Source organism: Streptomyces sp. R44 (assembly GCF_041053105.1).
Classification (GTDB): Bacteria; Actinomycetota; Actinomycetes; order Streptomycetales; family Streptomycetaceae; genus Streptomyces.
This window is the reverse complement of sequence record NZ_CP163444.1, coordinates 6,870,799-6,894,345: the sequence shown is the minus strand read 5'-3', so window position 1 is coordinate 6,894,345 and position 23,547 is coordinate 6,870,799. Positions and strand designations below refer to the sequence as shown.

Genomic DNA, 23,547 nt, shown 5'->3' with positions numbered 1-23,547 from the left:
TCTATTTTCGCAGGCTCCGCCATACGGCCTTCGCCGCGTTGTGCCCGGACATGCCGTGCACGCCGGGGCCGGGCGGGGTCGCGGAGGAGCAGAGGAAGACCGCCGGGTGCGGGGTGGCGTAGGGGCGGAGGGACAGCGTGGGGCGCAGCAGGAGCTGGAGGCCGCGGGCGGCGCCGCAGGCGATGTCGCCGCCGATGTAGTTGGCGTTGCGCTCGGCGAGTTCGGGCGGGCCCGCGGTGGCGCGGGCCAGGACGCGGTCGCGGAAACCGGGTGCGAAGCGCTCGATCTGACGCTCGATCGCCTCGGTGAGGTCGCCGCGCCAGCCGTTCGGCACATGGCCGTACGCCCAGAAGACGTGCTTGCCCTCGGGGGCGCGGGAGGGGTCGACGAGGCTGGGCTGGGCGGTGATGAGGAAGGGGGCGTCGGGGGCGGTGCCGGAGGAGGCCTCGCGCAGGGCGGTGCCGATCTCGCCGGCGGTGGGGCCGATCTGCACGGTGCCGGCCCTGCGGGCCTCCTCGGCGGTCCACGGCACGGGCCCGTCGAGCGCGTAGTCGATCTTGAAGACGCTCGCGCCGTACGTGTAGTGGTCGTAGTGCCCGCCGAAGCCGGCGATCCGGGCGAGGGCCGTGGGCGAGGTGTCGAAGACGTAGGCGCGGGCGGGCGGCAGGTCGTCGAGCCGCTTGACCTCGAAGTCGGTGTGGACGGCGCCGCCGAGGTCCTTGAGGTACGCGGCGAGGGCGTCGGAGATCGACTGGGAGCCGCCCCGGGGCATCGGCCAGCCGCCCGCGTGCGCGGCGAGCGCGAAGACCAGACCGACGGCGCCGGTGGCGAAGCCGTCGAGCGGGGCGATGACATGGCCGACGAGCCCGGCGAGGAGCGCGCGGGCCTTCTCGTCCTGGAACCTCCGCATCAGCCAGGTGGACGGCGGGAGTCCGGCGAGGCCGAAGCGGGCGAGGGTGACCGGGTCGCGGGGCAGCGCGGTGAGCGGCAGCTGCATGAAGTCGCTCGCCAGGGTGTCCCACTTGCCGAGGAAGGGGGCGACGAGCCTGCGGTACGTCCCGGCGTCGCGCGGTCCGAAGGAGGCGGCGGTCTCGGCGACGGAGCGGGCGAGGACGGCCGCGGTGCCGTCGTCCCAGGGGTGGGCCATGGGCAGTTCGGGGTGGAGCCACTCCAGGCCGTACCGGTCGAGCGGCATCGTCTTGAAGACGGGCGAACCGGCGCCGAGCGGGTGCACGGCGGAGCAGGGGTCGTGGAGGAAGCCGGGAAGGGTGAGCTCCTCGGTCCTGGCGCCGCCGCCGACCGTGGACTTGGCCTCGAAGACGGCCACGGAGAGGCCGCGCCGGGCCAGTTCGACGGCGGCCGTCAGTCCGTTGGGCCCCGCCCCCACGACGACGGCATCGAGCATCGACGTCTCGTTCGTCACCTTCGGACTCCTTCGTCAGCCGATGGCCAAGGCTCCCAGGATAGGCGGGTGGCGGACCGCGTCTCACACGCCCCCGAGGAGCGTCCGGATCCGCTCCGCGGTGTCCGCGTCCCGGGCGGTCGTGAACGGCAGCGCGTTCCCCCCGGCGATACGGAACGGATCCCCCGCGATCGTCGTCGTCGCGCCGCCCGCCTCCGCGACCAGGAGGAGTCCGGCGGCGTGGTCCCAGGCGTACTCCCAACTGAAGGCGGTGCCGTCGAGCGCCCCGCGCGCCACGGCGAGGTACTCGAGCCCGGCCGAGCCGCAGGGGCGCGGCCGGACGCCGTCGACCGTCAGGCCGAGCAGGGCCCGCTTCTGGTCCGGGGTCGTGTAGTCGGGGTGCGAGGTGGCGACCTCCAGGACCGCGCCGGGCGCCGGCGAACCGGACCTCAGCTCCCGCCCGTTGAGCGTGGCGCCGCGCCCGCGGACCGCGACCGCCATCTCCTCCAGGGCGGGGGCGAAGGTCCAGGAGGCGAGGACCTCACCGTGCCGGGCGAGGGCGACGAGGGTGCAGAAGGCGGGGTCGCCGTGGACGAACTGCCGGGTGCCGTCGACGGGGTCGACGATCCAGACGGGGGCGTCGCCGCCCAGCGCCTCGTACACGGTGGGGTCGGCGTGGACTCCCTCCTCGCCCACGACCACGGAGCCGGGCAGCAGCGCGGTGAGGGAGGCCGTGAGGTGGGCCTCGGCCGCCCGGTCGGCGACGGTGACCAGGTCGTGCGGGCCGTTCTTCTCGACGATGTCGTCGGCGGCGAGCTGCCGGAAGCGCGGCATGATCTCGGCGGCGGCCGCCTTGCGGACCGCCTCCTCGACCTCGGTCGTACGGCCGCCGAGGACGTGCTCAAGGAAGTCTTCGATCATGCCTCCAGCTAAGCACGGGGCGCTGACAACCGGAATGCCGCGCTTGTCACCCTCCGTTTCCCCGGGGAGTACCCTTTGGCCGAGTTCACCCCTTACAGGCAGGGAGGCCTCCGTGCACGGCGCGTACCACGGTGAGTACAAGGTCCCCGGCGGAAAGCTGGTGGTCGTCGACCTCGACACCGAGGAGGGCGTCCTGCGGAACGTCCGGGTCGCGGGCGACTTCTTCCTGGAACCCGACGAGGCGATCCTCGCGATCGACGGGGCACTCGAAGGCGCGCCGGTCGACACCGACGCCTCGGGGCTCGCGGCGCGGATCGACGCGGCGCTCCCGCCGGGCACGCAGATGTTCGGGCTGACCACGGAGGGCGTCGGGGTCGCGGTCCGCCGCGCCCTCGCCCACGCCACGGACTGGACCGACTACGACTGGCAGCTGATCCACGAGCCGCCGCAGTCCCCCGCGCTGCACATGGCACTCGACGAGGTCCTGACGGCCGAGGTCGCCGCCGGCCGCCGCCCGCCGACCCTCCGGGTGTGGGAGTGGGGCGCCCCCGCGGTGGTCATCGGCAGCTTCCAGTCCCTGCGCAACGAGGTCGACCGGGAGGCCGCGGAGCGGCACGGCATCCAGGTCGTGCGCCGGATCAGCGGCGGCGGGGCGATGTTCATCGAGCCGGGCAACACCATCACGTACTCGCTGTCCGTCCCCGACGCCCTCGTGCAGGGCCTGTCCTTCACCGACAGCTACGCCTACCTCGACGACTGGGTCCTCGGCGCGCTCGGCGACATGGGGATCCGGGCCTGGTACCAGCCGCTCAACGACATCGCGACGGACGCCGGCAAGATCGCGGGCGCGGCGCAGAAGCGGCTCGTGGCGGGCGAGGGCGCGGTCCTGCACCACGTGACGATGGCGTACGACATCGACGCGGACAAGATGACGGAGGTGCTGCGGATCGGCCGCGAGAAGCTCTCCGACAAGGGCACCAAGAGCGCGAAGAAGCGGGTGGACCCGCTGCGGCGGCAGACGGGCCTTCCGCGCGAGACGGTGATCGCCCGGATGATCGCCTCCTTCCGCGACCGCTACGGCCTCACGGAGGGGCGGGTCACGGAGGACGAACTGACCCGCGCGAAGGACCTGGCGGAGTCGAAGTTCGCCACGCGCGAGTGGACGTCCCGGGTGCCGTAGCCCTCCCCCGTGTAGGCCCGCGCCGCACGGGGGGGGGTGCCCCGGCCCACCCCCGTGTGGGCAATCGTCCCGCTGGGGCGTGGGGGTCCCCCCCTGCTCGAGCGAAGCCGAGAGCTTGGGGGAGGGTGGGCACACGGGACGGCGCGCTTCAGCGGCGCCTCCGCGTTCCGCGCCCCGACCCGCTCCACCAGTGCACCGCGCACGGGGTGCGGGTTCAGGCGCGTAAGCCTCTGGCGCCGGCAAGGCGCCGTTCCGTTGTGCCCACCCGTTCCGCCCTTTGCGGAACGCCTGCCCACAACGGGGGGGGTGACCCCGGTCCGTTCTCGTCGTTGATGCCCGTGCGGAAACGTCACGGCGACGACAGGGCGGAGATCAGGTGGGACGGGCGAGGAAGCTCATCGCGGCGGTCGCGGGCGCGGTCCTGGGCGTGTGCCCTCTCGGCGTCGCGCCGCAGGCGTACGCGGTCGTCGGCGGGCAGGAGGCGCGGCCCCATCAGTACCCGTACATGGTGGGACTCGTGGACCGGGAAGAGCACCGGGTGATGTGCGGCGGCGCGCTGGTCGGCGAGCGGTACGTGCTCACCGCCGCGCACTGTCTCACCGGCTCGTACAGCAGCACCGCGCGCGTGGGCGTCCTCCTCGGCGACCACGACCTGACACGCGCGGACGACAGCCCGAACGCCGTGCTCGCGACCCCGGCCTCGTTCCTCCCGCACCCGGACTACGACCCGGCCACCCAGCGCGACGACATCGCGCTGATCCGACTGGCCGAGCCGGTGGTGTTCAACCGTGACGTGCGACCGGTCGCCCTGCCCGCCCGGTACGCCCACGGCGCCTTCGACCACACCCAGGTCGAGGCCCCCGGCTGGGGCGCCACCTCCTTCGGCGGCCGCACCTCCGACGTCCTGCGGACCGTGGTCCTCGGCACCATGAGCAACCCCACCTGCGGCACCCGGGGCATGTCCCAGGTCACCGCCGCCCAGCTCTGCACGTACGCGCCCGGCCGGGACACCTGTCAGTACGACTCCGGCGGCCCCCTGGTCCACACGATCGCGGGGACGCCGTACCTGGTCGGCCTGGTCTCGTACGGCAAGGGGTGCGCGACCGACACCCCCGCCGTGAACACCCGGGTCTGGTCCTACCTCAGCTGGATCGGGAGGACGGCCGGGCACCTCCCCCGCGCTTCATGAGGGCGGTGTAGAGGAGCAGGGCGGCGGCCAGACCCACGGCCCAGCCGTAGTCGGCGAGCGGTTTGAGGAAGGGGATCAGGCCGTCCTCGGGGAACGGCCCCGTGCCCGGCGCCGAGTGCGAGCCGCCCACGGCGAGGACGCCGCCCACCACGAAGGCGAGGACGGCCGCCGGGTTCCAGCCTGCCCGGTACCAGTAGGGGCCGCCGGCCCGGTAGAGCCCTTCGAGGTCGAGGACGGTCCGGCGGACGAGCCAGTAGTCGGCGATGAGGATGCCCGCGACCGTCCCGAGGAGGCCGCCGACCAGGCCGAGCCACGTGAAGATGTACAGCTCCGGAGTGGCGGTGAGCTTCCACGGCATGATGAGCACGCCGACGACGCCCGTGATCAGCGCGCCCGTACGGAAGTTCACCAGTCTCGGCGCGAGGTTGGCGAGGTCGTACGCCGGGGAGACCACGTTCGCCGCGATGTTCACCGACAGGGTGGCGACCAGGACCGTCACCAGGGCGAAGAGCAGGCCGAAGACGTTGTCGGTCTTGGCCGCGAGCGCCACCGGGTCCCAGACCGGCGCCCCGTACACGGCCTGTGAGCCGGAGGTGACGAGCACCGAGAGCAGGGCGAACAGGGTCATCGTGGTGGGCAACCCGAGTGTCTGGCCCAGGACTTGGGAGCGCTGGCCCGCACCGAAGCGGGTGAAGTCCGGGATGTTCAGGCTCAACGTCGCCCAGAAGGCGATCATCCCCATCAGGGCGGGGAAGAACACGGGCCAGAACCCCGCGCCCCAGCCCAGCTTCGACGGCTGGTCGAGGAGCGGACCGAGTCCGCCCGCCTTGACCGTGATCCAGACGAGGAGGGCGAGCGCACCGACGATCACGAAGGGCGCGGCCCAGTTCTCGAAGCGGCGCAGGGCCTCCATCCCCCGGTAGATGACGGCGAGTTCGAGCGCCCAGAAGAGCACGAAGCAGAGCCACAGGGTCCACGGCTGGCCGCCGACCTTCGACGCCCCCGCCCAGCCGCCGCCGAAGACCTTGTCGAGCAGGACGAAGACGCCCTGACCGCCGATCCAGGTCTGGATGCCGAACCAGGCGCAGGCGACACCGGCCCGCACGAGCGCGGGCAGATTCGCGCCGCGCAGCCCGAAGGAGGCACGCGCGAGGACGGGGAACGGAATGCCGTACTTCGGTCCCGCGTGCCCGGTGAGCAGCATCGGCACGAGGACGACGACGTTGGCCAGGGCGATGGTGAGGACGGCCTGCTTCCAGTCCATGCCGAGGGCGACGAGACCGGAGGCGAGCATCCAGGAGGGGATGTTGTGGGCCATGCCGACCCAGAGGGCGGCGAAGTTGTACGTGGTCCAGCGACGCCCGGCCACGGGGACGGGCAACAGGTCGTCGTTGACGAAGCGGGGATCGGCGAGGGCCGTGCCGGGCGCGAGCTCGACACGGCCGTCTCGGACGTCCGAGGGGCCGGGTCTGCCGGAGGACGCGGTTGCGGTCATGGACGGAACCCTTCGTTCGAGGGACGGAACGAGGCCGTGCGGGGCGTGGGGTTCTTGACCGTGCGGAGTCTCGTCCTACGGGGCAGGGGCGTCAAGGGAGGCGGAAACGCCCGGTGAGACCCGTTCGCTGTTCAGCGCCCCCCCTCGGCGGCCAGTTCCTCGGCGTGGGCACGGTCGCACTTTCGGTCGACGCGAATCCGGCCGGGGCTATACACCATCGGAAAGCGTGAAAGCCAGGCGACCGACAAGTCAGGCAAGGCGCATTCAATGTCGGCAACCCGACCCTTGAAATGCCCGAATTGCGTGGGCACTTGACTAAGCATCAGCTCCGTGATGAACAATCCCCACGCCGTGACCTGACCGCGTCTCGCGAGGTCGCTTCCCGCGCGCGGGAGGTGGCCTGTTTTGGCATGCCCTGAGGCGTGTGAGCCGAGGTCAGGCCCACCACGTCTAGGTAGGGATTTGAGTGAAAATGAAATACGGGCGGGCGATAGCCTGCCTCGTGGTCTCGGCGATAGCCGGGACCATGCTCCCACAAGTCGCTTATGCGGCACCGGTTTCGCAAGAAGACGGCGAGGGTATCACCGACGTCCTCTCGGGTTGGTTCTCGGACGACGACGTCGAGCCGGCCAAGCCGAACGAGCCGTCGACCGGCGGGACTCCGGTTCTCCCCAGTCGGGAGAAATTGCCGAAGGGTAAAGCCGCCGCGAAGCCGAAGCGGGTCGCGGAGCTGACCGGGAAGCGGACGGCGAACGCGCGGTACTGGCAGCTGTCCGACGGCCGGGTGCAGGCCGAGGTGTCGGCCGTCCCGACCGGTTACCGGGCGGGGAAGTCCTGGCAGGACATCGACCCGACGGTCGTCCAGTCCGCGGACAAGGGCTTCGCGTTCTCCAATACGACGAATGCCGCCTCCAGTTGGTTCGGTTCGGACGCGGGCAGGCTGCTGCGTTTCGAGTCGGGTGCCGGTCACGCGGTGACGCTGGGTCTGGAGGGTGCGGGGAAGCTCGCGCCGGTGGCCAAGGGCGACACGGTCACGTACAAGGACGCGGTGTCCGGTGCGGATCTGTCGTACGTGGTCGGTCCGGGCCGGGTGAAGGAGAACATCGTCCTGGACGCGAAGCCGTCCGGTCCGGTGTCCTTCACCTTCACCCTGAACACCGGTGGTCTGACGCCGAAGCAGAACAAGGACGGCTCGGTCTCCTTCTTCGGTGAGGGCGCGGACCCGGTCCTGGTCATCCCGGCCGCGTTCATGACGGACGCGAAGAAGGACGCCAAGGCGCCGTACGGCTCCGCGTACAGCGGGAACGTGACGCAGAAGCTGACGCGGGCCGGCAAGGGCTGGGACCTCACGGTCACGCCCGACGCATCGTGGCTGGCCGCGCCCGAGCGGCAGTACCCGGTGACCATCGATCCGACGATCTCGATCGCTCCGACGCCGACGACGGCGCAGGATGTGATGATCTCGTCGGACGGTGCGACGACGAACTATGACGACAACTGGCGTCTGTCGGTCGGTAACACCTCCACGGGTTCCTCGCGTGCGCTGATCCGTTTCCCGGTCAGCAGCATCCCGGCCGGCACCAAGCTCGACTCGGCCGATCTGAAGCTGTGGTTCGACCAGACGCACACCACGGGTGACACCGAGGTACAGCTGGAGGCGCACCGGGCGACGCAGGCGTGGACCGAGTCCGGTGCGACGTGGAGCAACGCCAACACCATCACCGGTGAGCTGTCCGGTACGGCCGTGGTCGTGGACAACGGTGAGGCTGGTCGTACGGCGGCGGTGGGTTCGTGGCCGGCGTCGGGGAACACGGCGTACACGCAGTACGCGGTGAATCAGACGTACATGTACAACAAGGATTCGGTCGCGGGTGACACGTACACCTGGCAGCCGAGTCTTCCCGAGGACGGCACCTATCAGGTCGAGACGCACAACGTCCCGGCTTCGGACCGTGCCACCAATGCGCCGTTCACCGTCACCTACGACGGCGGCACGAAGGCCTACACCGTCAACCAGCAGGCCGGCACCGCGGGCGTGTGGAAGACCCTGGGCTCGCACCCGTTCAAGGCGGGCACGTTGGGCAAGATCGTCCTGGGTGACGGTCCTGCGTCGACGACGACCTCGGTGATCGCGGATGCGGTGCGGTTCACGAAGGGTGGTGTGGTCACCAAGCAGCCTGGTGAGCTGAACACCTGGCACACCTTCCCCGTCACCAAGACTGTCCAGTCGTGGATCGACGGTACGAACGTCAACAACGGTTTCGTGATCAAGGCCGGTGACGAGTCCGCGAACGGCCCCAAGGGCGGTCCGCGCTACGAGGGCTCGGAGTTCGGGTACGGCGGCGAGACCGCCAACTACCCCCGTCTCGTCCTCACCTTCGGCCGTCAGGGCGTCGACCTTGCCGCCCCGACCACCATCCACGACACCGGTGCCGAGCTGAACTGGTCCGCGTACCAGGACAAGGACCCCGTCGCAACCGGCGACGACATCGTCGAGTACCAGGTCCACCGCTCGGTCAGCCAGACCTTCACCCCCTCGGCCGCCACCCTCGTGGCACCCGTCACGCCCGGAACCACGTCGTACACCGACACCTCCGCGACGCCGACGAAGGCCGACGACCCCGACCCCTACGGCCGCGCCTACTACTACATGGTCGCGGTCAAGACGAAGGACGGACAGGTCGTCGCCGCGCCCACCCAGCTGGTGCGTCTGCCGAAGGCCGGCCGCACGACGAAGGTGTACGCCGCTTCGCAGGACACCACCCTGTCCTCGACGCAGTCCACCCTCGCGCACGACACCATCGACGACTCCGGCCCGAAGAACTGGCTGTCCGTCGGCAACAACTCCGCCACCTACGGCGACACCCGCGCACTGCTGAAGTTCCCGGCCCTGGGCATCCCCACCACCGCCCGGGTCCTGGACGCCAACGTGCGCCTGTGGTCCACCCAGACCGCCCAGGACACCACCGGCGCCCTCTACGAGCTGCGCCCGCTGACGCGTGACTTCGACGAGGCCACCGCCACCTGGGCCAAGGCCGACGCGGCGACGAACTGGACGACCGCGGGCGGCGACTTCGGCGCCGTCACCGCCGACACCGGGGCCATGACCAACGACCCCGCCCGTCACGACTGGAACGTCACCTCCCTCGCCCAGTCCTGGGTGACCACCCCGGCCTCCCAGAAGGGCGTCGTCCTGAAGATGGCCGACGAGGCCGCCTCCCAGGAGCGCACCCTGTTCCTGTCGTCCGAGGGCACCGAGCCGCGGCTCGCGCCCCGGATCGTGGTCACGTACATCGACTCCACCACGGACTCGACGTACTACGCGCCGCAGACCCCGGCGCGTATGACGCCGAACAGCGACTACACGGTCGACTTCAACCTCACCAACACGACCGCGTCCACCTGGACCTCGGCGGACAACGTCCTGACCTACAAGTGGGCCCTGCCCGACGGCAGCGACGTCACCACCGGCGGCAACCAGGTCCAGACGGCGCTGCCGTCGAACGTCGCCCCGGGCGGCTCGGTCAGCCTGCAGGCGCAGATCAAGACCCCGATCAACTCGGACAACGGCAACAAGCGCACGGACTACGTCCTGACCTGGGACGTCTACAACAAGACGACCGGCACCTGGACCTCCGGCACCTCCGGCATCCCCGGCCTCACCCAGAACGTCGCGGTCGAGGACCCCACCTCCAACCAGCTCGGTATGGAGAAGTTCTACGTCTACACGGGCAAGAACACCGGTGCCGGTTCGACGCTGATGAACAACCTGGCGTCGGGCAACACCGTCTGGCAGTACAACGCGTTCACCAACCCCGGCCGCGGTGTCACCACCTTCGCCCGGTTCGCGTACAACAGCCAGGACACCTCGGACACGGTCTCCGGCTACGGCTGGTCCTTCCAGGCCTCGGGCCCGATCCGGCTGGGTGCGCCGCTGGAGTTCCACCCCAAGCCGAACCCGACCGAGATCCGTCTTCCCGACGGTGACGGCACCACGCACGTCTTCCGCTGGGACTCGGCCACGAGCTCCTGGAAGGCCCCGGCCGGTGTGCACTACAAGCTGGCCGCCAAGCCCGGTCTTGACTGCACCCCGCTGAAGGACCCGGTCCCCGACGCCTGGACGATGACCCGTCCCGACGGCACGCGGTTCGTGTTCGGCTGCGACGGCTACATGACGTCGGCCATCGAGAAGAACGGCAACACCCAGACGTACACCTACGAGGAACGGAAGTCCAACAACAAGCCGACCAAGTTCCTCAAGTACGTCACCGACCCCGTCGGCCGGCAGTCGCTGACCATCGAGTACTACTCCAAGGCCGACAGCAACAACCCGAAGATCATCGACCACATCAAGTCGATGACCGACATCTCGGGCCGCAAGGTCACCTTCGAGTACTCCGACAAGGGCCTGCTCACCAAGATCACCGACGGTGCGGGCTCGACCCAGCCGAAGGTCTTCGGCTTCGCGTACGACGCCACCCAGGGCAACAAGAACGTCAAGCTCGTCGCCTCCACCGACCCGCGCGGCAACACCACGCAGCTGGCGTACAACTACCCGCAGACCGGAGACGACCCGAAGTACCACTGGTGGACCAAGACGATCACCGACCGTCTCCAGGGCACCACGGGCTTCACGTACGCGGTGGACTCGGGCAATCCCAAGTTCACGGCCACCAAGGTCACCGACGCCGAGTCCCGTTCCTCCGACTACGTGACCGACGACTTCGGCCGCGCCGTCCAGTCGACGAACGCCAAGTCGCAGTCGATGAAGCTGTCGTGGGACGCGGACAACAACGTCACGTACACCGAGGAGAGCAACGGCGCCAAGACCGCGTTCTGCTACGACCAGAAGACGGGCTACCCGCTCTGGAAGCGCGACGCGGAGAACAACAAGGCGGGCGTCCCGACCCAGAGCGAGTGCGCTCCGGGCACGTACCCGGCGAACTCCACCCGGTACGCGTACCAGACGCGTGCCGACGGCTACTCGGCCGACATCTTCACGAAGACCTCCCCGGAGGGCCGGAAGTGGCAGTTCGGCTACGACACCTTCGGCAACCTGAAGACGGTCACCGACCCCAAGGGCGTCGCCACCGCCACGGCGGGTGACTACACCACGTCGTACGAGTACGACGCGTACGGCCAGCTGATCCGGGCCGTCGACGCCAACGGCAACGCGGACACGAACAGCGGCTTCGGGCCCACGGGCTTCCCGACGACGATGACGGACGCGCTGAACAACGCGTCGACGTTCGTCTACGACGAGCGCGGTCAGGTCACCCAGGTCACCGACGCGCTGGGCAAGAAGACCACGCAGACGTACGACGTGTACGGCCGTCCGCTGGTCAAGACCGAGCCCAAGGACCAGGCCGCCGGTGACCTGATCACCGCTCCGGCCCCCGTGTACGACGCCAACGACAACGTCACCACGTCGACGGCGCCGAACGGCGCGGTCTCCACCGCGGTGTACGACGCGGCGGACCAGATCACCTCGGCGACCGCGCCGAAGTACACGCCGACGTCGGACGAGCGGAAGACGACGTACACCTACGACAAGGTCGGCAACCTCAGGACGACGACCGAGCCGAAGGGCACGCTGACCACCGCGGACGCGACGGACTTCGTCACGACCAACTACTACAACGAGATCTACCAGCTCACCTCCGTCGTCAACGCGAACGGCGAGAAGGTCAGCTACGAGTACGACAACGTCGGCAACACGGTCAAGGTCGTCGACCCGAAGAAGAACAACACCGCCGACACGGCCGACTACACCAGCCTGTCCGCGTACGACCTGAACCACCGGGCCACCTCGGTCACGGACGCCGCCGGCAAGATCACCAGGAAGGCCTACGACAAGGACAACCTGGTCGTCTCGACGACGGACGCCGAGAACAACACGACGCTCGTCAGCTACGACGAGCGCGGCAGGCAGACCGAGGTCAAGGTCCCGCGCAGCGGCACCTCGCCGATCGTCTACCGCACGACCCGGTACGAGTACGACCAGGTCGGCAACACCACCAAGGTGATCACCCCGCGCGCCGTCGAGGCGGGCACGACCACGGCGTTCACCTCCCGTACCGAGTACGACGCGCTGAACCGGCCGAAGCGCCGCTACCAGCCGTACGATCCGGCGGACGCCCGCTACAACAACCCGAACGTCTACACCGAGACCGAGTACGACGCCGTCGGCCGGGTGTCGAAGACCTCGATGCCGCCCTCGGAGGGGCAGACGGTCCGCAACGTCGCGAAGGTCGACTACTTCGACAACGGCTGGACGAAGAGCTCCACGGACCCGTGGGACATCTCCACCACCTACGACTACAACGCCCTGGGCCAGCAGACGGCCAGGACGCTGACGTCGGCGGGCGGCTCGTCCAACCGCACGATGACGTGGTCGTTCTACCCGGACGGCAAGGTCAAGTCCCGTTCCGACGACGGTGTTCCGGTGGGCAAGTCGGTCGTCCTGCTGGACAACTCCGACACCCAGTCGACCACCGCCACGGGCACCTGGGCCACCGGGAACATCACCGGGCAGCAGGGCTACGACCACCGCACCCACGCGGCCGGCGCGGGCACGGACGCCTTCACGTGGTCCCTCGACATCCCGAAGGACGGCACGTACACGGCGTACGTGAAGTACCCGAAGGTGACCGGGGCCGCCACGACCGCCAAGTACACGCTCACCCACGGCACGACCACCGAACCGGCGGTCACCAAGGACCAGAACGCGGGCACCGGCACCTGGGTCAGCCTCGGCACCTACGCCCTCAAGCAGGCCGACGCCACCACGCTGAAGCTGGACCAGAACAGCGGCGGCATCGTGGTCGCGGACGGCGTCAAGCTGGTCCGTGACAACGCCACGGAGACCGACAACGAGAAGCGGACCTTCACCTACTCCTACGACGTCAACGGCAACCTGACGACGATCGGCGACACCTCGCCGGGGACGAAGGTCGACGCCTACGCCATCACCTACACGGGCCTCAACCAGGTCCAGAAGGTGGCGGAGTCGCTGGCGGGCGTGGAGAAGAAGGCGACGTCGTACACGTACGACGCCAACGGCCAGTCGGAGACGGTCAGCCACCCGAGCCAGTTCTCCAAGTACACCTACGACCTGCGCGAGAAGGTCAAGTCGGTGTCCGTCGGCAAGTCCGCGACCGACAGCGACCCGAAGGTCACCTCGTACACGTACACCGACCGCGGCCAGAAGCTGAAGGAGACCAAGGACAACGGCAACACGGTCGACTACACCTACTACCTCGACGCGGCGCTGAAGTCGACGACGGAGAAGAAGGCGGACGGCACCACGCTCGTCGCCTCCCACACGTACACGTACGACGCCAACGGCAACAAGTCGCAGGACGTCGCGAAGAAGATGAACGCCGACAACCGCTCGGCGTACCTCGACTCCACGACGGACCTCACCTACGACCCGGCCGACCGGCTCGCCAAGTCGGTGAAGACGGGCAACGGCGCCGCGACGGAGACGTACGTCCACGACGACAACGCCAACGTCATCAGCCAGACCGTCAAGGGCGCGACCACCACGTTCCAGTACGACCGGAACAGGCTGCTGAGCACGTCGACCGCGGGCGTGGGGGCGAGCTACACCTACGACCCCTTCGGCCGCCAGCAGTCGGTCAGCTCCGGCGGCAAGGTCATCGAGCGGAGCGTGTACGACGGCTTCGACCACGTCGTGGAGTCCCAGAAGCTGGACGCCGGCGGCGCGATGAAGTCGACGACGTACACCTTCGACCCGCTGGACCGCACCGCGACGAAGACGGCGGACGGCAAGACGACCGACTTCGAGTACCTCGGCCTGTCCGGTGAGGTCCTCGACGAGAAGGTCGCCGGCGCGCTGACGAAGTCGTTCCAGTACAGCCCGTGGGGCGAGCGTCTCTCGCAGACGAAGCACAACACGGACGGCACGACCGAGGACGGCTACTACGGCTACAACAGCCACACCGACGTCGAGACGCTGACCGACAAGAACGGCGACACCAAGGCCACCTACGGCTACACCGCCTACGGCAACAACGACGCCGCCGAGTTCACCGGCATCGACAAGCCCGAGGCCGGTCAGCCGGACAAGGAGGAGTACAACCCCTACCGGTACAACGCCAAGCGCTGGGACGCCCAGTCCGGCACGTACGACATGGGCTTCCGCGACTACAACCCGGGCCTCAACCGCTTCACCACCCGGGACATGTACAACGGCGCCCTCGCCGACATGAAGCTCGGCGCGGACCCGTACACCAACAACCGGTACGCCTTCGGCGGCGGCAACCCCACCAGCCTCGTCGAGCTGGACGGCCACTTCCTCTTCGCGATCCCGGCCATCTACTGGGCGGGGGCGGCACTCGTCACCGCCCTGTACGCGGCGACGCCGCAGGGGCAGCAGAACCTGGCGGACGCGGGGACGGCCCTCGGCAGCATGCTGATGCCGTCGCCGGACGTCGACTCCGACGACGACTCGTCGTCGGACAACGAGCCGCGACCGGGTCCCACCCCGCAGCCGTCGCCGGGCCCCCAGCCCCGGCCCGCGCCGCGGACCACGGACACCAACAACCCGACGTGCGACCCGATGCCGCTGATCGACGGCGGACGGGTGTACGGCGGTCTGGAGGAGTACACCGACCACCAGGGCAACAAGGGCTGCCGGGCGACCGGTGCCTGGGCGTTCCTCACCAAGGCCGACCGCAGGTCGCGCACCGGTGCGGGCGGCCTGCCGAAGTGCCCGGAATGCGAGCCTTCCGTCCAGCCGGACGGCATGGGTGAAATCGCGGCCGGCGGCGGAAATCCGCAGGCAGGCCACCTGATAGGTTACTGGGGCAAGGGCACCGGCCAGGATGTCCGCAATCTGGTCGCACTGCACGGCAGGGCGAATGCCCGGATGGCCAGCAAGGTGGAATCCTTCGGCTGGAAGCATCTGACCGGCGACAACAAGCTGTTCATGTCGGTCGTGCCCATCTACGGTGACCCGCATTCGGCCGTCCCCACGCTCGTCCAGGTGGGAATGACCGCGTACGGCCCCTCCGGGGACATCGTGGAGCAGTATTCGTGCACGGCGATCAACTCCAGTTCCGGCATCGGCTCGACCTGCTAGAAGGGGCCCAGTGGTGGCAACGCTCTCGGAAATACAGGCCCTGTTGGGCGAACCCCGGTTCAACTGGTCGGACCCGGCTCCGTGGACCGCGCTGGAGCGGGAACTCGGCGTGGAATTCCCCGCGGACTTCCACGAGATCGTGGATGCCTACGGTTCGATCACGATCAACGGGCAGTTGTATCTGAAGCACCCCGCCAGTCATCTTCTGCACGATCTGGGCACGATGATGCGGCAGGACCTCGAGTTCTGGCGCGAGGAGGACATGGCCGAGTTCCTGCCGGATCCGGCGGGGACGAGTCCCGGTGAACTGCTGCCGGTGGCGACGGCCACGACGGGGGAGATGATCTTCCTCCGTGTTCCCGAAGAACCCTCGTCGCCGTGGCGGGTCCTGGTCCAGGAGATGGACAGCCCTTCGTGGACTCTCTACGAGATGACGTTCGGCGAGTGGCTGCTCGCCTATCTCAAGGGGAGGGACGTGACGCTGTGCGCGCGTGACCGCGCGCCCGACGGACCGTCCTACGAGTTCCTGCCCTAGTTCCGGGTGATACCGACGGAGCCCCGCCACCTCGTGGCGGGGCTCCGTTCGTCAGGCGCCGAGGGCCGGGATGATCTCGGAGCCGTACGCGTCGATGGTCCCCTCCCGGTTGTCGTGCATGTTGTAGACGGCGAACTGGTCGACGCCCAGGTCCTTGAGGTGGCGCAGTTTGGCGATGTGGGCCTCGGCGGGGCCCAGGAGGCAGAAGCGGTCGACGATCTCGTCGGGGACGAACGCCGTGTCGGGGTTCCCGGCCCGGCCGTGATGGCTGTAGTCGTAGCCGTGCCGGTCCTTGATGTATGCGGTGAGCTCCTCCGGGACCATGGACGAGTGCTCGCCGTACTTCTCCACCAGGTCGGCGACGTGGTTACCGACCATGCCGCCGAACCAGCGGCACTGGTCGCGGGCGTGGGCCAGGTCGTCGCCGACGTACGCCGGGGCGGCGACGCAGATGGTGAGGGCGTCGGGGTCGCGGCCGGCGTCGGCGGCGGCCTGGCGGACGGCCTTGACCATCCATTCGGTGAGGAAGGGGTCGGCGAGCTGGAGGATGAAGCCGTCTGCCTTCTGGCCGGCGAGGGCGAGGGCCTTGGGGCCGTACGCGGCCATCCAGACGGGAAGCCGGCCGTTCTTGATCCAGGGGATCCGGATGGCGTTGCCGTCGACGGTCGCCTCGCGGCCCTCCGCCAGGTCGCGGATGACGTCGATGGCCTCGCCGAGGCGGGCCAGGGTGTTCGGCCTGCGGCCGGCGACGCGCATGGCGGAGTCGCCCCGGCCGATGCCGCAGACGGTCCGGTTGCCGTACATGTCGTTGAGGGTGGCGAAGGTGGAGGCGGTCACCTCCCAGGTGCGGGTGCCGGGGTTGGTCACCATCGGACCGACGTGCAGCTTCGTCGTGTGTTCGAGGATCTGGCTGTAGATGACGAAGGGTTCCTGCCAGAGCACGGCGGAGTCGAAGGTCCAGCCGTAGCGGAAGCCGTTGCGCTCCGCCCGGCGCATCAGCCCGACGACCTGCGAGGCGGGCGGGTCGGTCTGCAGGACGAGTCCGAAGTCCAACGTGGTTCTCCTAGCTCAGGTACTGACAGGTGGAGCGGGGGGTGAAGGCGCCGTGGCCGGCGCGGCCGGTGAACTTCCGCTGGTCGATGACGGGTTCGCCGCGCGAGAGGACCGTCTCGACCTGGCCGGTGATCGTCTTCCCCTCGTAGGCGGAGTAGTCGACGTTCATGTGGTGGGTCGCCGCGGAGATCGTCTGGGTGGCGTGCGGGTCGTAGATGACGATGTCCGCGTCGGAGCCGGGCGCGATCGTGCCCTTCTGCGGGTAGAGGCCGAACATCCGGGCCGGGGTGGCGCAGGCGATCTCGATCCAGCGGCGGCGGCTGATGTGCCCGTCGACGACGGCCTGGTGGAGGAGGTCCATACGGTTCTCCACGCCCGGCAGGCCGTTGGGGATCTTGGAGAAGTCGCCGCGGCCGAGGTCCTTCTGGCCCACGAAGCAGAACGGGCAGTGGTCGGTGGAGACGACCTGGAGGTCGTTCGTCCGCAGCCCCCGCCACAGGGCCGCCTGGTGCTCCTTGGGCCGCAGCGGCGTCGAGCACACGTACTTGGCGCCCTCGAAGCCCGGCTCCGCGAGGTTGTCGGTGGACAGGAAGAGGTACTGGGGGCAGGTCTCGCCGAAGACGGGCAGCCCCTTGTCGCGGGCGGTGGCGATCTCGGCGACGGCCTCCTCGGCGGAGACGTGGACGACGTAGAGCGGGGCGCCCGCGACCCGGGCGAGCTGGATCGCGCGGTGGGTGGCCTCGGCCTCCAGGAGGGCCTTGCGGACCTCGCCGTGGTAGCGGGGGTCGGTCTCGCCGCGCGCGAGGGCCTGTTCGACGAGGACGTCGATGGCGATGCCGTTCTCGGCGTGCATCATGATCAGCCCGCCGTTGTCGGCGGAGCGCTGCATGGCGCGCAGGATCCGGCCGTCGTCGCTGTAGAAGACGCCGGGGTAGGCCATGAAGAGCTTGAAGGAGGTGATGCCCTCCTGGACGAGCTTGTCCATCTCCTTGAGCGTGTGCTCGTTGACGTCGGAGAGGATCATGTGGAAGGCGTAGTCGATCGCGCAGTTGCCGTCGGCCTTGGCGTACCAGGCGTCGAGGCCCTCGCGGAGGCTGTGGCCGACGCTCTGGACGGCGAAGTCGACGATGGTGGTGGTGCCGCCCCAGGCGGCGGCGCGGGTGCCGGTCTCGAAGGTGTCGGAGGCGAAGGTGCCGCCGAAGGGCAACTCCATGTGGGTGTGGGCGTCGACGCCGCCGGGCAGCACGTAGCGGTCGGTGGCGTCGAGGGTCCGGTCGGCGGTCCAGCCGGCCGCCGCGTCGGAGCCGTGGGCGGCGAGGGCGACGACGCGGCCGTCCTCGATCAGCACGTCGGCGTGGACTTCGTCGGCGGCGGTGACGACGAGACCGCCGCGGATGAGGGTACGGGTGCTCACGGGACTTCTCCCCTGCCAGCTAGAGCGATCGGAGGGCCTGTTCGAGGATCGCGGCGCCTTCCTCGGCCTCGGAGACGGTGAGCGAGAGCGGTGGGGCGATGCGCAGGGTGCTGGTGTTGTGGCCGCCGCCCTTGCCGATGAGCAGGCCGTTCTCGCGGGCGGCCTCCAGGACGGCGCCCGCCGCGTCCGGGTTCGCCCGGTCGGTGCCGGGTTCGGTCAGCTCGATGCCGATCATGAGGCCGCGGCCGCGGACCTCCCGTACCGCCGCGACTCCGACGGCCGCCGCCCGGACGCGTTCGATGAGGAGGCCTCCGACGCGGCGGGCGTTGCCCTGGAGGTCGTGTTCCAGGAGGTACGCGAGGTTGGCGAGACCGGCGGCCATGGTGATCGGTGAACCGCCGAAGGTGGAGATGGAGTTGGCGTCGAGGCAGTTCATGATCTCGGCGCGGGCGACGACCCCGCCGATGGACATGCCGTTGCCGATGCCCTTGGCGAAGGTGAGGATGTCGGGCGGTCCGGCCTGGCCGTGGGCCTGCCAGCCCCAGAAGTGGTCGCCGGTGCGGCCCCAGCCGGTCTGCACCTCGTCGGAGATCCACAGGATGCCGTGCCGGTCGAGGACGCGGCGGAAGGCGGCGTAGAGGCCGTCGGGCGGGGAGGTGAAGCCGCCGACGCCCTGGATGGGCTCGGCGATGAGGGCGGCGACGCCCGAGCGGGTCTGGCCGAGCATGTCCTCCAGGTCGGCGACGCACGCCTCGGTGAACCGCTCGTCGGTGAGTCCGGCGTACGGGCCGCGGGTGCGGACGCCGCCGTACACGTACAGGGCCTGGAGCGGGGAGAGGCTGGTCGTGGACCAGGTGCGGTTGCCGGTGATGCCGACGGTGGAGAACGAGCGGCCGTGGTAGCTGTTGCGCATCGCCAGGATCTGGTTGGAGCCGGTGTAGGCGGTGGCGAGCAGCAGGGCGGCGTCGTTGGCCTCGGTGCCGGAGGTGGTGAAGAAGACCCGGGCGTCGGGGATGCCGGAGAGGCCGGCGACGCGCTCGGCGAGCTCCACCATGGGGCGGTTGAGGTAGAGCGTCGAGGAGTGGATGATCCGCCCGGCCTGCTCGGAGACGGCCTTGGTGACCTCGGGCAGGGCGTGGGCGGTCATGGTGGTGAGGATGCCGCCGAAGAAGTCGAGGTACCGGCGTCCCTCGGCGTCCCAGACGTGGCGGCCCTCGCCGTGGGTGATCTCCAGGGGGTCGCGGTAGTAGAGGGCGACCCAGTCGGGGATGACGGCTTTGTGCCGGGCGTACAGGCTGGTCACGGCTGCACCAGCCCGTCGTACGCGTCGGGGCGGCGGTCCCGGTAGAAGGCCCACTGCTGCCGGACCTCGTCGATGAGGCCGAAGTCCAGGTCACGGACGACGAGTTCCTCGGTCTTGTCGGAGGCGACCTCGCCGACGAACTGGCCGCGCGGGTCGACGAAGTAGCTGGTGCCGTAGAAGTCGTTGTCGCCGTACTCCTCCTGGCCGACGCGGTTGATCGCGGCGACGAAGTACTCGTTGGCGACGGCGGCGGCGGGCTGTTCCAGCTGCCAGAGGTACGAGGAGAGGCCGCGCGAGGTGGCGGACGGGTTGTAGACCAACTGGGCGCCGTTGAGGCCGAGTTGGCGCCAGCCCTCCGGGAAGTGGCGGTCGTAGCAGATGTAGACGCCGACCTTGCCCACGGCGGTCTGGAAGACCGGCCAGCCGGCGTTCCCCGGGCGGAAGTAGTACTTCTCCCAGAAGCCCCTGACCTGCGGGATGTGGTGCTTGCGGTACTTGCCGAGGTAGGAGCCGTCGGCGTCGATGACGGCCGCGGTGTTGTAGTAGAAGCCGGAGTCCTCGATCTCGAAGACGGGGACGACGATCACCATGCCGGTCTCGCGGGCGAGGTCCTGCATCCGGCGGACGGTCGGCCCGTTGGGGACCGGCTCGGCCCAGCGGTAGTGCTCGGGCTCCTGGACCTGGCAGAAGTAGGGGGCGTTGAACACCTCCTGGAAGCCGATCACCTGGGCGCCCTGCCGCGCGGCCTCGCGGGCGTGCTCCTCGTGTTTCGCGATCATGGATTCGGTGTCGCCGGTCCAGGTCGCCTGGACGAGCGCGGCGCGTACGACGTCGGTCATGAGCTGCTCCTTCGGCACGGCGTCAGAGAGCCTCTACGCACGTAGACGCGATGCGTAGGAGGAGAACGTAAGCCCCGTCACACCCCGGAGCAAGACCACCGCCGTGAAGCGGCCGGGTCGATCATGTTTCATACCCGAGTGGTCCACGTCGGACACGTACCGACACGTACGGACCCGTACGCACCCGTACGGATAGGGCCCCGTTCTCCGTCACGCCACGGCCAGGCCCGCCACCCTCAGGGCGTGGAGCAGATCGCGCTCACGGGACGCGGACACCGCGCGGGCCGCGGCCAGGAGCTGGGGCACGAGCCCGTGCGGGTCGGCGCCCGCGAGCCGGGCGGCGTCCTCGGGGGCACGGACCCGGACGAACGCGGTGAGCAGGGCGTGCGCCTCGCGGTGGTGCTCCTCGGCGTGCAGCGCGGCGCACGCCCCGGCGAGCTCCTCGACCGGGCGGGCCACGCCCTGCCGGAGCAGCTGCTCGCAGTCGGCCGCCCGGCCCGCGTCGGCGAGCACGCCCGCGACGGCGGCGAGCCGGCCGGGCGACAGCGAGGCCGCCTCCCAGAGGAGGGTGGACCAGTCGGCGCCGAGCCCGGCCCGGTGCAGCTCCGCCGCGAGGGCGGGCAGCCGGCCGGGCGGCCCGCCGAGCGCCTCGCAGAGCAGGGCGTGCGCCTCGCCGCTGCGGCCCTGGGCGCGGAGGCGCCGGAGGGCGTAGACCGCGTTGGCCGCGGCGCGGAGGGCTTCGGCGTGGTCGGTGGCGGGGGCCTCGGGCGCGGCGACGGCCTCCGCGGCACCCCCGAACCGGGCGCCACGGGGCGCCGCTCCCCCGGCCGGGAGGACGGGCACCGGCACGGGCACCTCCTCGGCGCTCTCCTCCAGCCAGGCGTACCGGGCACCGCGCGGCCGCCGCTTGGCCCTGGCGGGCTGCGGGGCATCGGCGAGCGGGCCGTGGGCCGGGACGGTGCCGGCGCCCGGAGCGGCGGGGCGGGGCGACGAGGCGGCCGCCCCCGAAGCCCCCGACACCCCCGCCCCCAGCCTGACCAGCCTCCCCGTCAGCTCCCTCACCCGGGCCGTCGCCCTGGCATGGTCGTCCCGTGTCCAGGCGAGGTCGTGTTCCAGGCGGGCCGCCTCCGTCGGGTCCGGGGTCGCGCGGAGGCGTTCGGCGAGTTCGCGGCCGCGGGTCTCGGCGTAGCGGCGTTCGCCCTCCATCAGGTCCCGGCGTTCCGCCAGGGCCTCCGCTCCGCCGGGCCGCTCGTCGTGGGCGCCCGCGGCCGCCGCGTACAGGATCCGGCCGCGGGCGCCGAACGGTCCGCCGACGGGCTCCCCGGCGTCCTGGAGGAGGGACTCGACGACGTCCCAGGGCAGGATCTCGGCCCCGTCGAGGCAGGCGCGCAGGCCCTCGGGGTCGCGGGCGGCGAAGATCCCGTACCAGCCGCCGTCCGGCCGGCAGCGGGCGACGAGCTCCGTCAGCCAGCCCCTGAACGTGGCGACTTCCACCGGGAGTCGATACATCGTCATGCGTTCCGCACCTGCCCGCCGTCGACTGGAACCTTCCGGTCCGCGGGTATTGGACCGCAGTCGTGTTACGGGACGACTACGGACCGTTTTCAGAACGTGACGACGATCCCGGTGTGCGGGCGCTTCCCGAGCCGGACGATCATGGCGGGCACGTCGGTCAGCCAGTACTGCCAGGTGTACTTGCGCGCGAGCAGCCGCCGGATCCGGCGCAGCTCCTCCCCCTCCACCAGCCGGCCCGTGCCCGCGAGCCGCTCGGCACCCTCGGCGACGTTGCCGCGCAGGTCGCAGGCGGCGACCTCGACCCGGGGGTCGTTGCGCAGGCGCTTGACCTTCCAGGAGTCGGAGCGGGTCCACACGTACAGCTCGGAGCCCTCCACCGCGTACCAGACGGGTGTGGCGACCCCCGTGCCGTTCTTCCGGAAGGTGGTCAGGCTGACGTAGCGGCCGTGCCGCAGCTCTTCGGGCATCATGCCCGGGAGCTTAGAGCGCGGCCCGTTCGTACGCGGTGCGGGCCTCGGTGATCTCGGGGGCGTGGGCGCGCGCCCAGTCGCAGGCGGTGTCGAGCGGGGCGATGAGGGACCGGCCGAGGGCGGTGAGGGCGTACTCGACGCGGGGCGGGTTCTCGTCGTGGACGGTACGGGTGAGGAAGCCGTCGCGCTCCATGGCGCGGAGGGTCTCGGTGAGGACCTTGGGGGTGACCCAGTGCAGCGGGACGCGGAGTTCGGAGAAACGGCGGGGCGTCCCGTCCTCCAGGCAACGCAGCACCATCGCCGTCCACTTGCCGCCGACCCGGATGGGCTGGGCAGGACTGCCGCCGCAGTCGGGGTCGTGGAAGAGGGAGGGGCTCAGCGGCTCCGGGGAGGACTTCTCGACCATGCGGTCGACGCTAGCCCAGTACCGTTGAAGTAACCAGGGGTGCCCGTTCTACGGTCCCGTCATGGACAACGACAGCAAGCGTGTGGTCATCTTCGGCGCCGGCGGACGGGTCGGCCGGGCGGCCGTGGCGGAGGCGGTGGCCCGTGGCCACCGGGTGACCGCCGTGGTGCGCGATCCGGACGCGTACCGCGATCTGGAAGGGGCGGGCGTCACGCTCGTACGGGGCGACGCGACGGACGCGGCCTCGGTGGCGGCGCGCGCGGCCGGCCACGACGCGGCGGTGAACGCGGCCGTCCGTCTCGACGTGCCCTCGGCCGACTTCTTCACGGCCGCGGCGAAGGCGATGGCCACCGGGCTCGCCGAGGCGGGGGTCGGGCGGCTGCTCACCCTGGGCATCGCCACGACCCTGGAGACCGCGCCCGGGGTGCGCGTGATGGACGCACCCGACTTCCCGGAGCAGTGGCGGGCGTTCTCCCAGGGGCACGTGGCCGAGTTCGAGCTGCTGACGGCGGAGGCGGGGCCGGGGCTCGACTGGCTGATGGTGGTGCCGCCGATGGACCTCGACGCGGAGGCGGAGCGGACGGGCGGCTACCGGACGGCGGTGGGCACGGTGATCGACGGCCCGGGCCGCATCGCCCACGCCGATCTGGCGCTCGCGCTCCTGGACGAGATCGAGCGCCCGCGCCACAGCCGGGTCCAGCTGGCGGTCTCCGTCTGAA

General features: G+C 70.2%; 15 protein-coding genes. 5 read left to right on the top strand and 10 right to left on the bottom strand.

Translation table 11 applies throughout. The features are described 5' to 3' along the window. Position 1: 1 nt before the first annotated feature. Both AB5J54_RS32200 and AB5J54_RS32195 read right to left on the bottom strand, forming a co-directional pair. Positions 2-1,405, bottom strand: a complete 1,404-nt coding sequence (locus tag AB5J54_RS32200) for a phytoene desaturase family protein (RefSeq protein ID WP_369149524.1) — start codon at positions 1,403-1,405, stop codon at positions 2-4. A gap of 81 nt (positions 1,406-1,486) precedes the next feature. After that, the gene (locus AB5J54_RS32195) at positions 1,487-2,323 is read right to left on the bottom strand and encodes an inositol monophosphatase (protein ID WP_369147430.1); all 837 of its coding nucleotides are present in this window, start codon (positions 2,321-2,323) and stop codon (positions 1,487-1,489) included. 112 nt (positions 2,324-2,435) lie between these two features. On the opposite strand from AB5J54_RS32195, the gene AB5J54_RS32190 reads away from it, so the two are divergent. Both AB5J54_RS32190 and AB5J54_RS32185 read left to right on the top strand, forming a co-directional pair. Continuing rightward, positions 2,436-3,503 carry a biotin/lipoate A/B protein ligase family protein gene (locus AB5J54_RS32190; RefSeq protein WP_369147429.1) on the top strand — a complete coding sequence of 356 codons (1,068 nt, stop codon included), beginning with the start codon at positions 2,436-2,438 and terminating at the stop codon, positions 3,501-3,503. Between the two features lie 376 nt (positions 3,504-3,879). Beyond that, positions 3,880-4,692, top strand: a complete 813-nt coding sequence (locus AB5J54_RS32185) for a serine protease (protein ID WP_369147428.1) — start codon at positions 3,880-3,882, stop codon at positions 4,690-4,692. Here the strand turns inward: AB5J54_RS32185 and AB5J54_RS32180 are convergent. Next, positions 4,646-6,187 carry an NCS1 family nucleobase:cation symporter-1 gene (locus AB5J54_RS32180; RefSeq protein ID WP_369147427.1) on the bottom strand — a complete coding sequence of 514 codons (1,542 nt, stop codon included), beginning with the start codon at positions 6,185-6,187 and terminating at the stop codon, positions 4,646-4,648. The two genes, AB5J54_RS32185 and AB5J54_RS32180, sit on opposite strands and share 47 nt — an antisense overlap. Before the next feature lie 685 nt (positions 6,188-6,872). Here AB5J54_RS32180 and AB5J54_RS32175 point away from each other — a divergent pair. Together AB5J54_RS32175 and AB5J54_RS32170 are read left to right on the top strand one after the other, a co-directional pair. Further along, positions 6,873-15,293 carry a DNRLRE domain-containing protein gene (locus AB5J54_RS32175; protein ID WP_369147426.1) on the top strand — a complete coding sequence of 2,807 codons (8,421 nt, stop codon included), beginning with the start codon at positions 6,873-6,875 and terminating at the stop codon, positions 15,291-15,293. A gap of 13 nt (positions 15,294-15,306) precedes the next feature. After that, the gene (locus AB5J54_RS32170; protein WP_369147425.1) at positions 15,307-15,828 is read left to right on the top strand and encodes an SMI1/KNR4 family protein; all 522 of its coding nucleotides are present in this window, start codon (positions 15,307-15,309) and stop codon (positions 15,826-15,828) included. A 51-nt stretch (positions 15,829-15,879) separates the two neighbouring features. Here AB5J54_RS32170 and AB5J54_RS32165 read toward each other — a convergent pair whose 3' ends face one another. The 7 genes from AB5J54_RS32165 to AB5J54_RS32135 all read right to left on the bottom strand — a co-directional run bounded on the left by AB5J54_RS32165 (position 15,880) and on the right by AB5J54_RS32135 (position 22,828). Continuing rightward, a complete protein-coding gene (locus AB5J54_RS32165; protein WP_369147423.1) occupies positions 15,880-16,881 on the bottom strand; it encodes a TIGR03842 family LLM class F420-dependent oxidoreductase in 1,002 nt (333 codons plus the stop codon). Between the two features lie 10 nt (positions 16,882-16,891). Continuing rightward, positions 16,892-18,295: a dihydropyrimidinase gene (gene hydA, locus AB5J54_RS32160; protein WP_369147422.1), complete on the bottom strand. Its 1,404-nt coding sequence runs from the start codon at positions 18,293-18,295 to the stop codon at positions 16,892-16,894. A gap of 19 nt (positions 18,296-18,314) precedes the next feature. Further along, positions 18,315-19,598, bottom strand: a complete 1,284-nt coding sequence (locus AB5J54_RS32155; RefSeq protein WP_369147421.1) for an aspartate aminotransferase family protein — start codon at positions 19,596-19,598, stop codon at positions 18,315-18,317. After that, positions 19,595-20,437, bottom strand: coding sequence for a nitrilase-related carbon-nitrogen hydrolase (locus AB5J54_RS32150; protein ID WP_369147420.1), 843 nt, complete (start codon positions 20,435-20,437; stop codon positions 19,595-19,597). The genes AB5J54_RS32155 and AB5J54_RS32150 overlap by 4 nt, the downstream gene beginning before the upstream one ends. Positions 20,438-20,647: 210 nt before the next feature. Next, positions 20,648-21,952: a UL36 very large tegument protein gene (locus AB5J54_RS32145; protein WP_369147419.1), complete on the bottom strand. Its 1,305-nt coding sequence runs from the start codon at positions 21,950-21,952 to the stop codon at positions 20,648-20,650. A gap of 89 nt (positions 21,953-22,041) precedes the next feature. After that, a complete protein-coding gene (locus tag AB5J54_RS32140) occupies positions 22,042-22,422 on the bottom strand; it encodes a PPOX class F420-dependent oxidoreductase (protein ID WP_369147418.1) in 381 nt (126 codons plus the stop codon). A gap of 10 nt (positions 22,423-22,432) precedes the next feature. Beyond that, complete coding sequence (locus AB5J54_RS32135; RefSeq protein ID WP_369147417.1) at positions 22,433-22,828, bottom strand: winged helix-turn-helix transcriptional regulator; 396 nt, start codon at positions 22,826-22,828, stop codon at positions 22,433-22,435. Between the two features lie 61 nt (positions 22,829-22,889). Between AB5J54_RS32135 and AB5J54_RS32130 the strand changes: the two genes are divergently transcribed. Then, positions 22,890-23,546, top strand: a complete 657-nt coding sequence (locus tag AB5J54_RS32130; protein ID WP_369147416.1) for an NAD(P)-dependent oxidoreductase — start codon at positions 22,890-22,892, stop codon at positions 23,544-23,546. The last annotated feature ends 1 nt before the right edge of the window (position 23,547 follow it).

What these genes read in the sequence shown, in the direction of transcription:
- AB5J54_RS32145 (WP_369147419.1), bottom strand. Translation starts at nt 21,952, where the DNA reads ATGACGATGTATCGACTCCCGGTGGAAGTCGCCACGTTCAGGGGCTGG.
- AB5J54_RS32135 (WP_369147417.1), bottom strand. Translation starts at nt 22,828, where the DNA reads ATGGTCGAGAAGTCCTCCCCGGAGCCGCTGAGCCCCTCCCTCTTCCAC.
- AB5J54_RS32200 (WP_369149524.1), bottom strand. Translation starts at nt 1,405, where the DNA reads ATGCTCGATGCCGTCGTCGTGGGGGCGGGGCCCAACGGACTGACGGCC.
- AB5J54_RS32140 (WP_369147418.1), bottom strand. Translation starts at nt 22,422, where the DNA reads ATGATGCCCGAAGAGCTGCGGCACGGCCGCTACGTCAGCCTGACCACC.
- AB5J54_RS32130 (WP_369147416.1), top strand. Translation starts at nt 22,890, where the DNA reads ATGGACAACGACAGCAAGCGTGTGGTCATCTTCGGCGCCGGCGGACGG.
- AB5J54_RS32195 (WP_369147430.1), bottom strand. Translation starts at nt 2,323, where the DNA reads ATGATCGAAGACTTCCTTGAGCACGTCCTCGGCGGCCGTACGACCGAG.
- AB5J54_RS32180 (WP_369147427.1), bottom strand. Translation starts at nt 6,187, where the DNA reads ATGACCGCAACCGCGTCCTCCGGCAGACCCGGCCCCTCGGACGTCCGA.
- AB5J54_RS32150 (WP_369147420.1), bottom strand. Translation starts at nt 20,437, where the DNA reads ATGACCGACGTCGTACGCGCCGCGCTCGTCCAGGCGACCTGGACCGGC.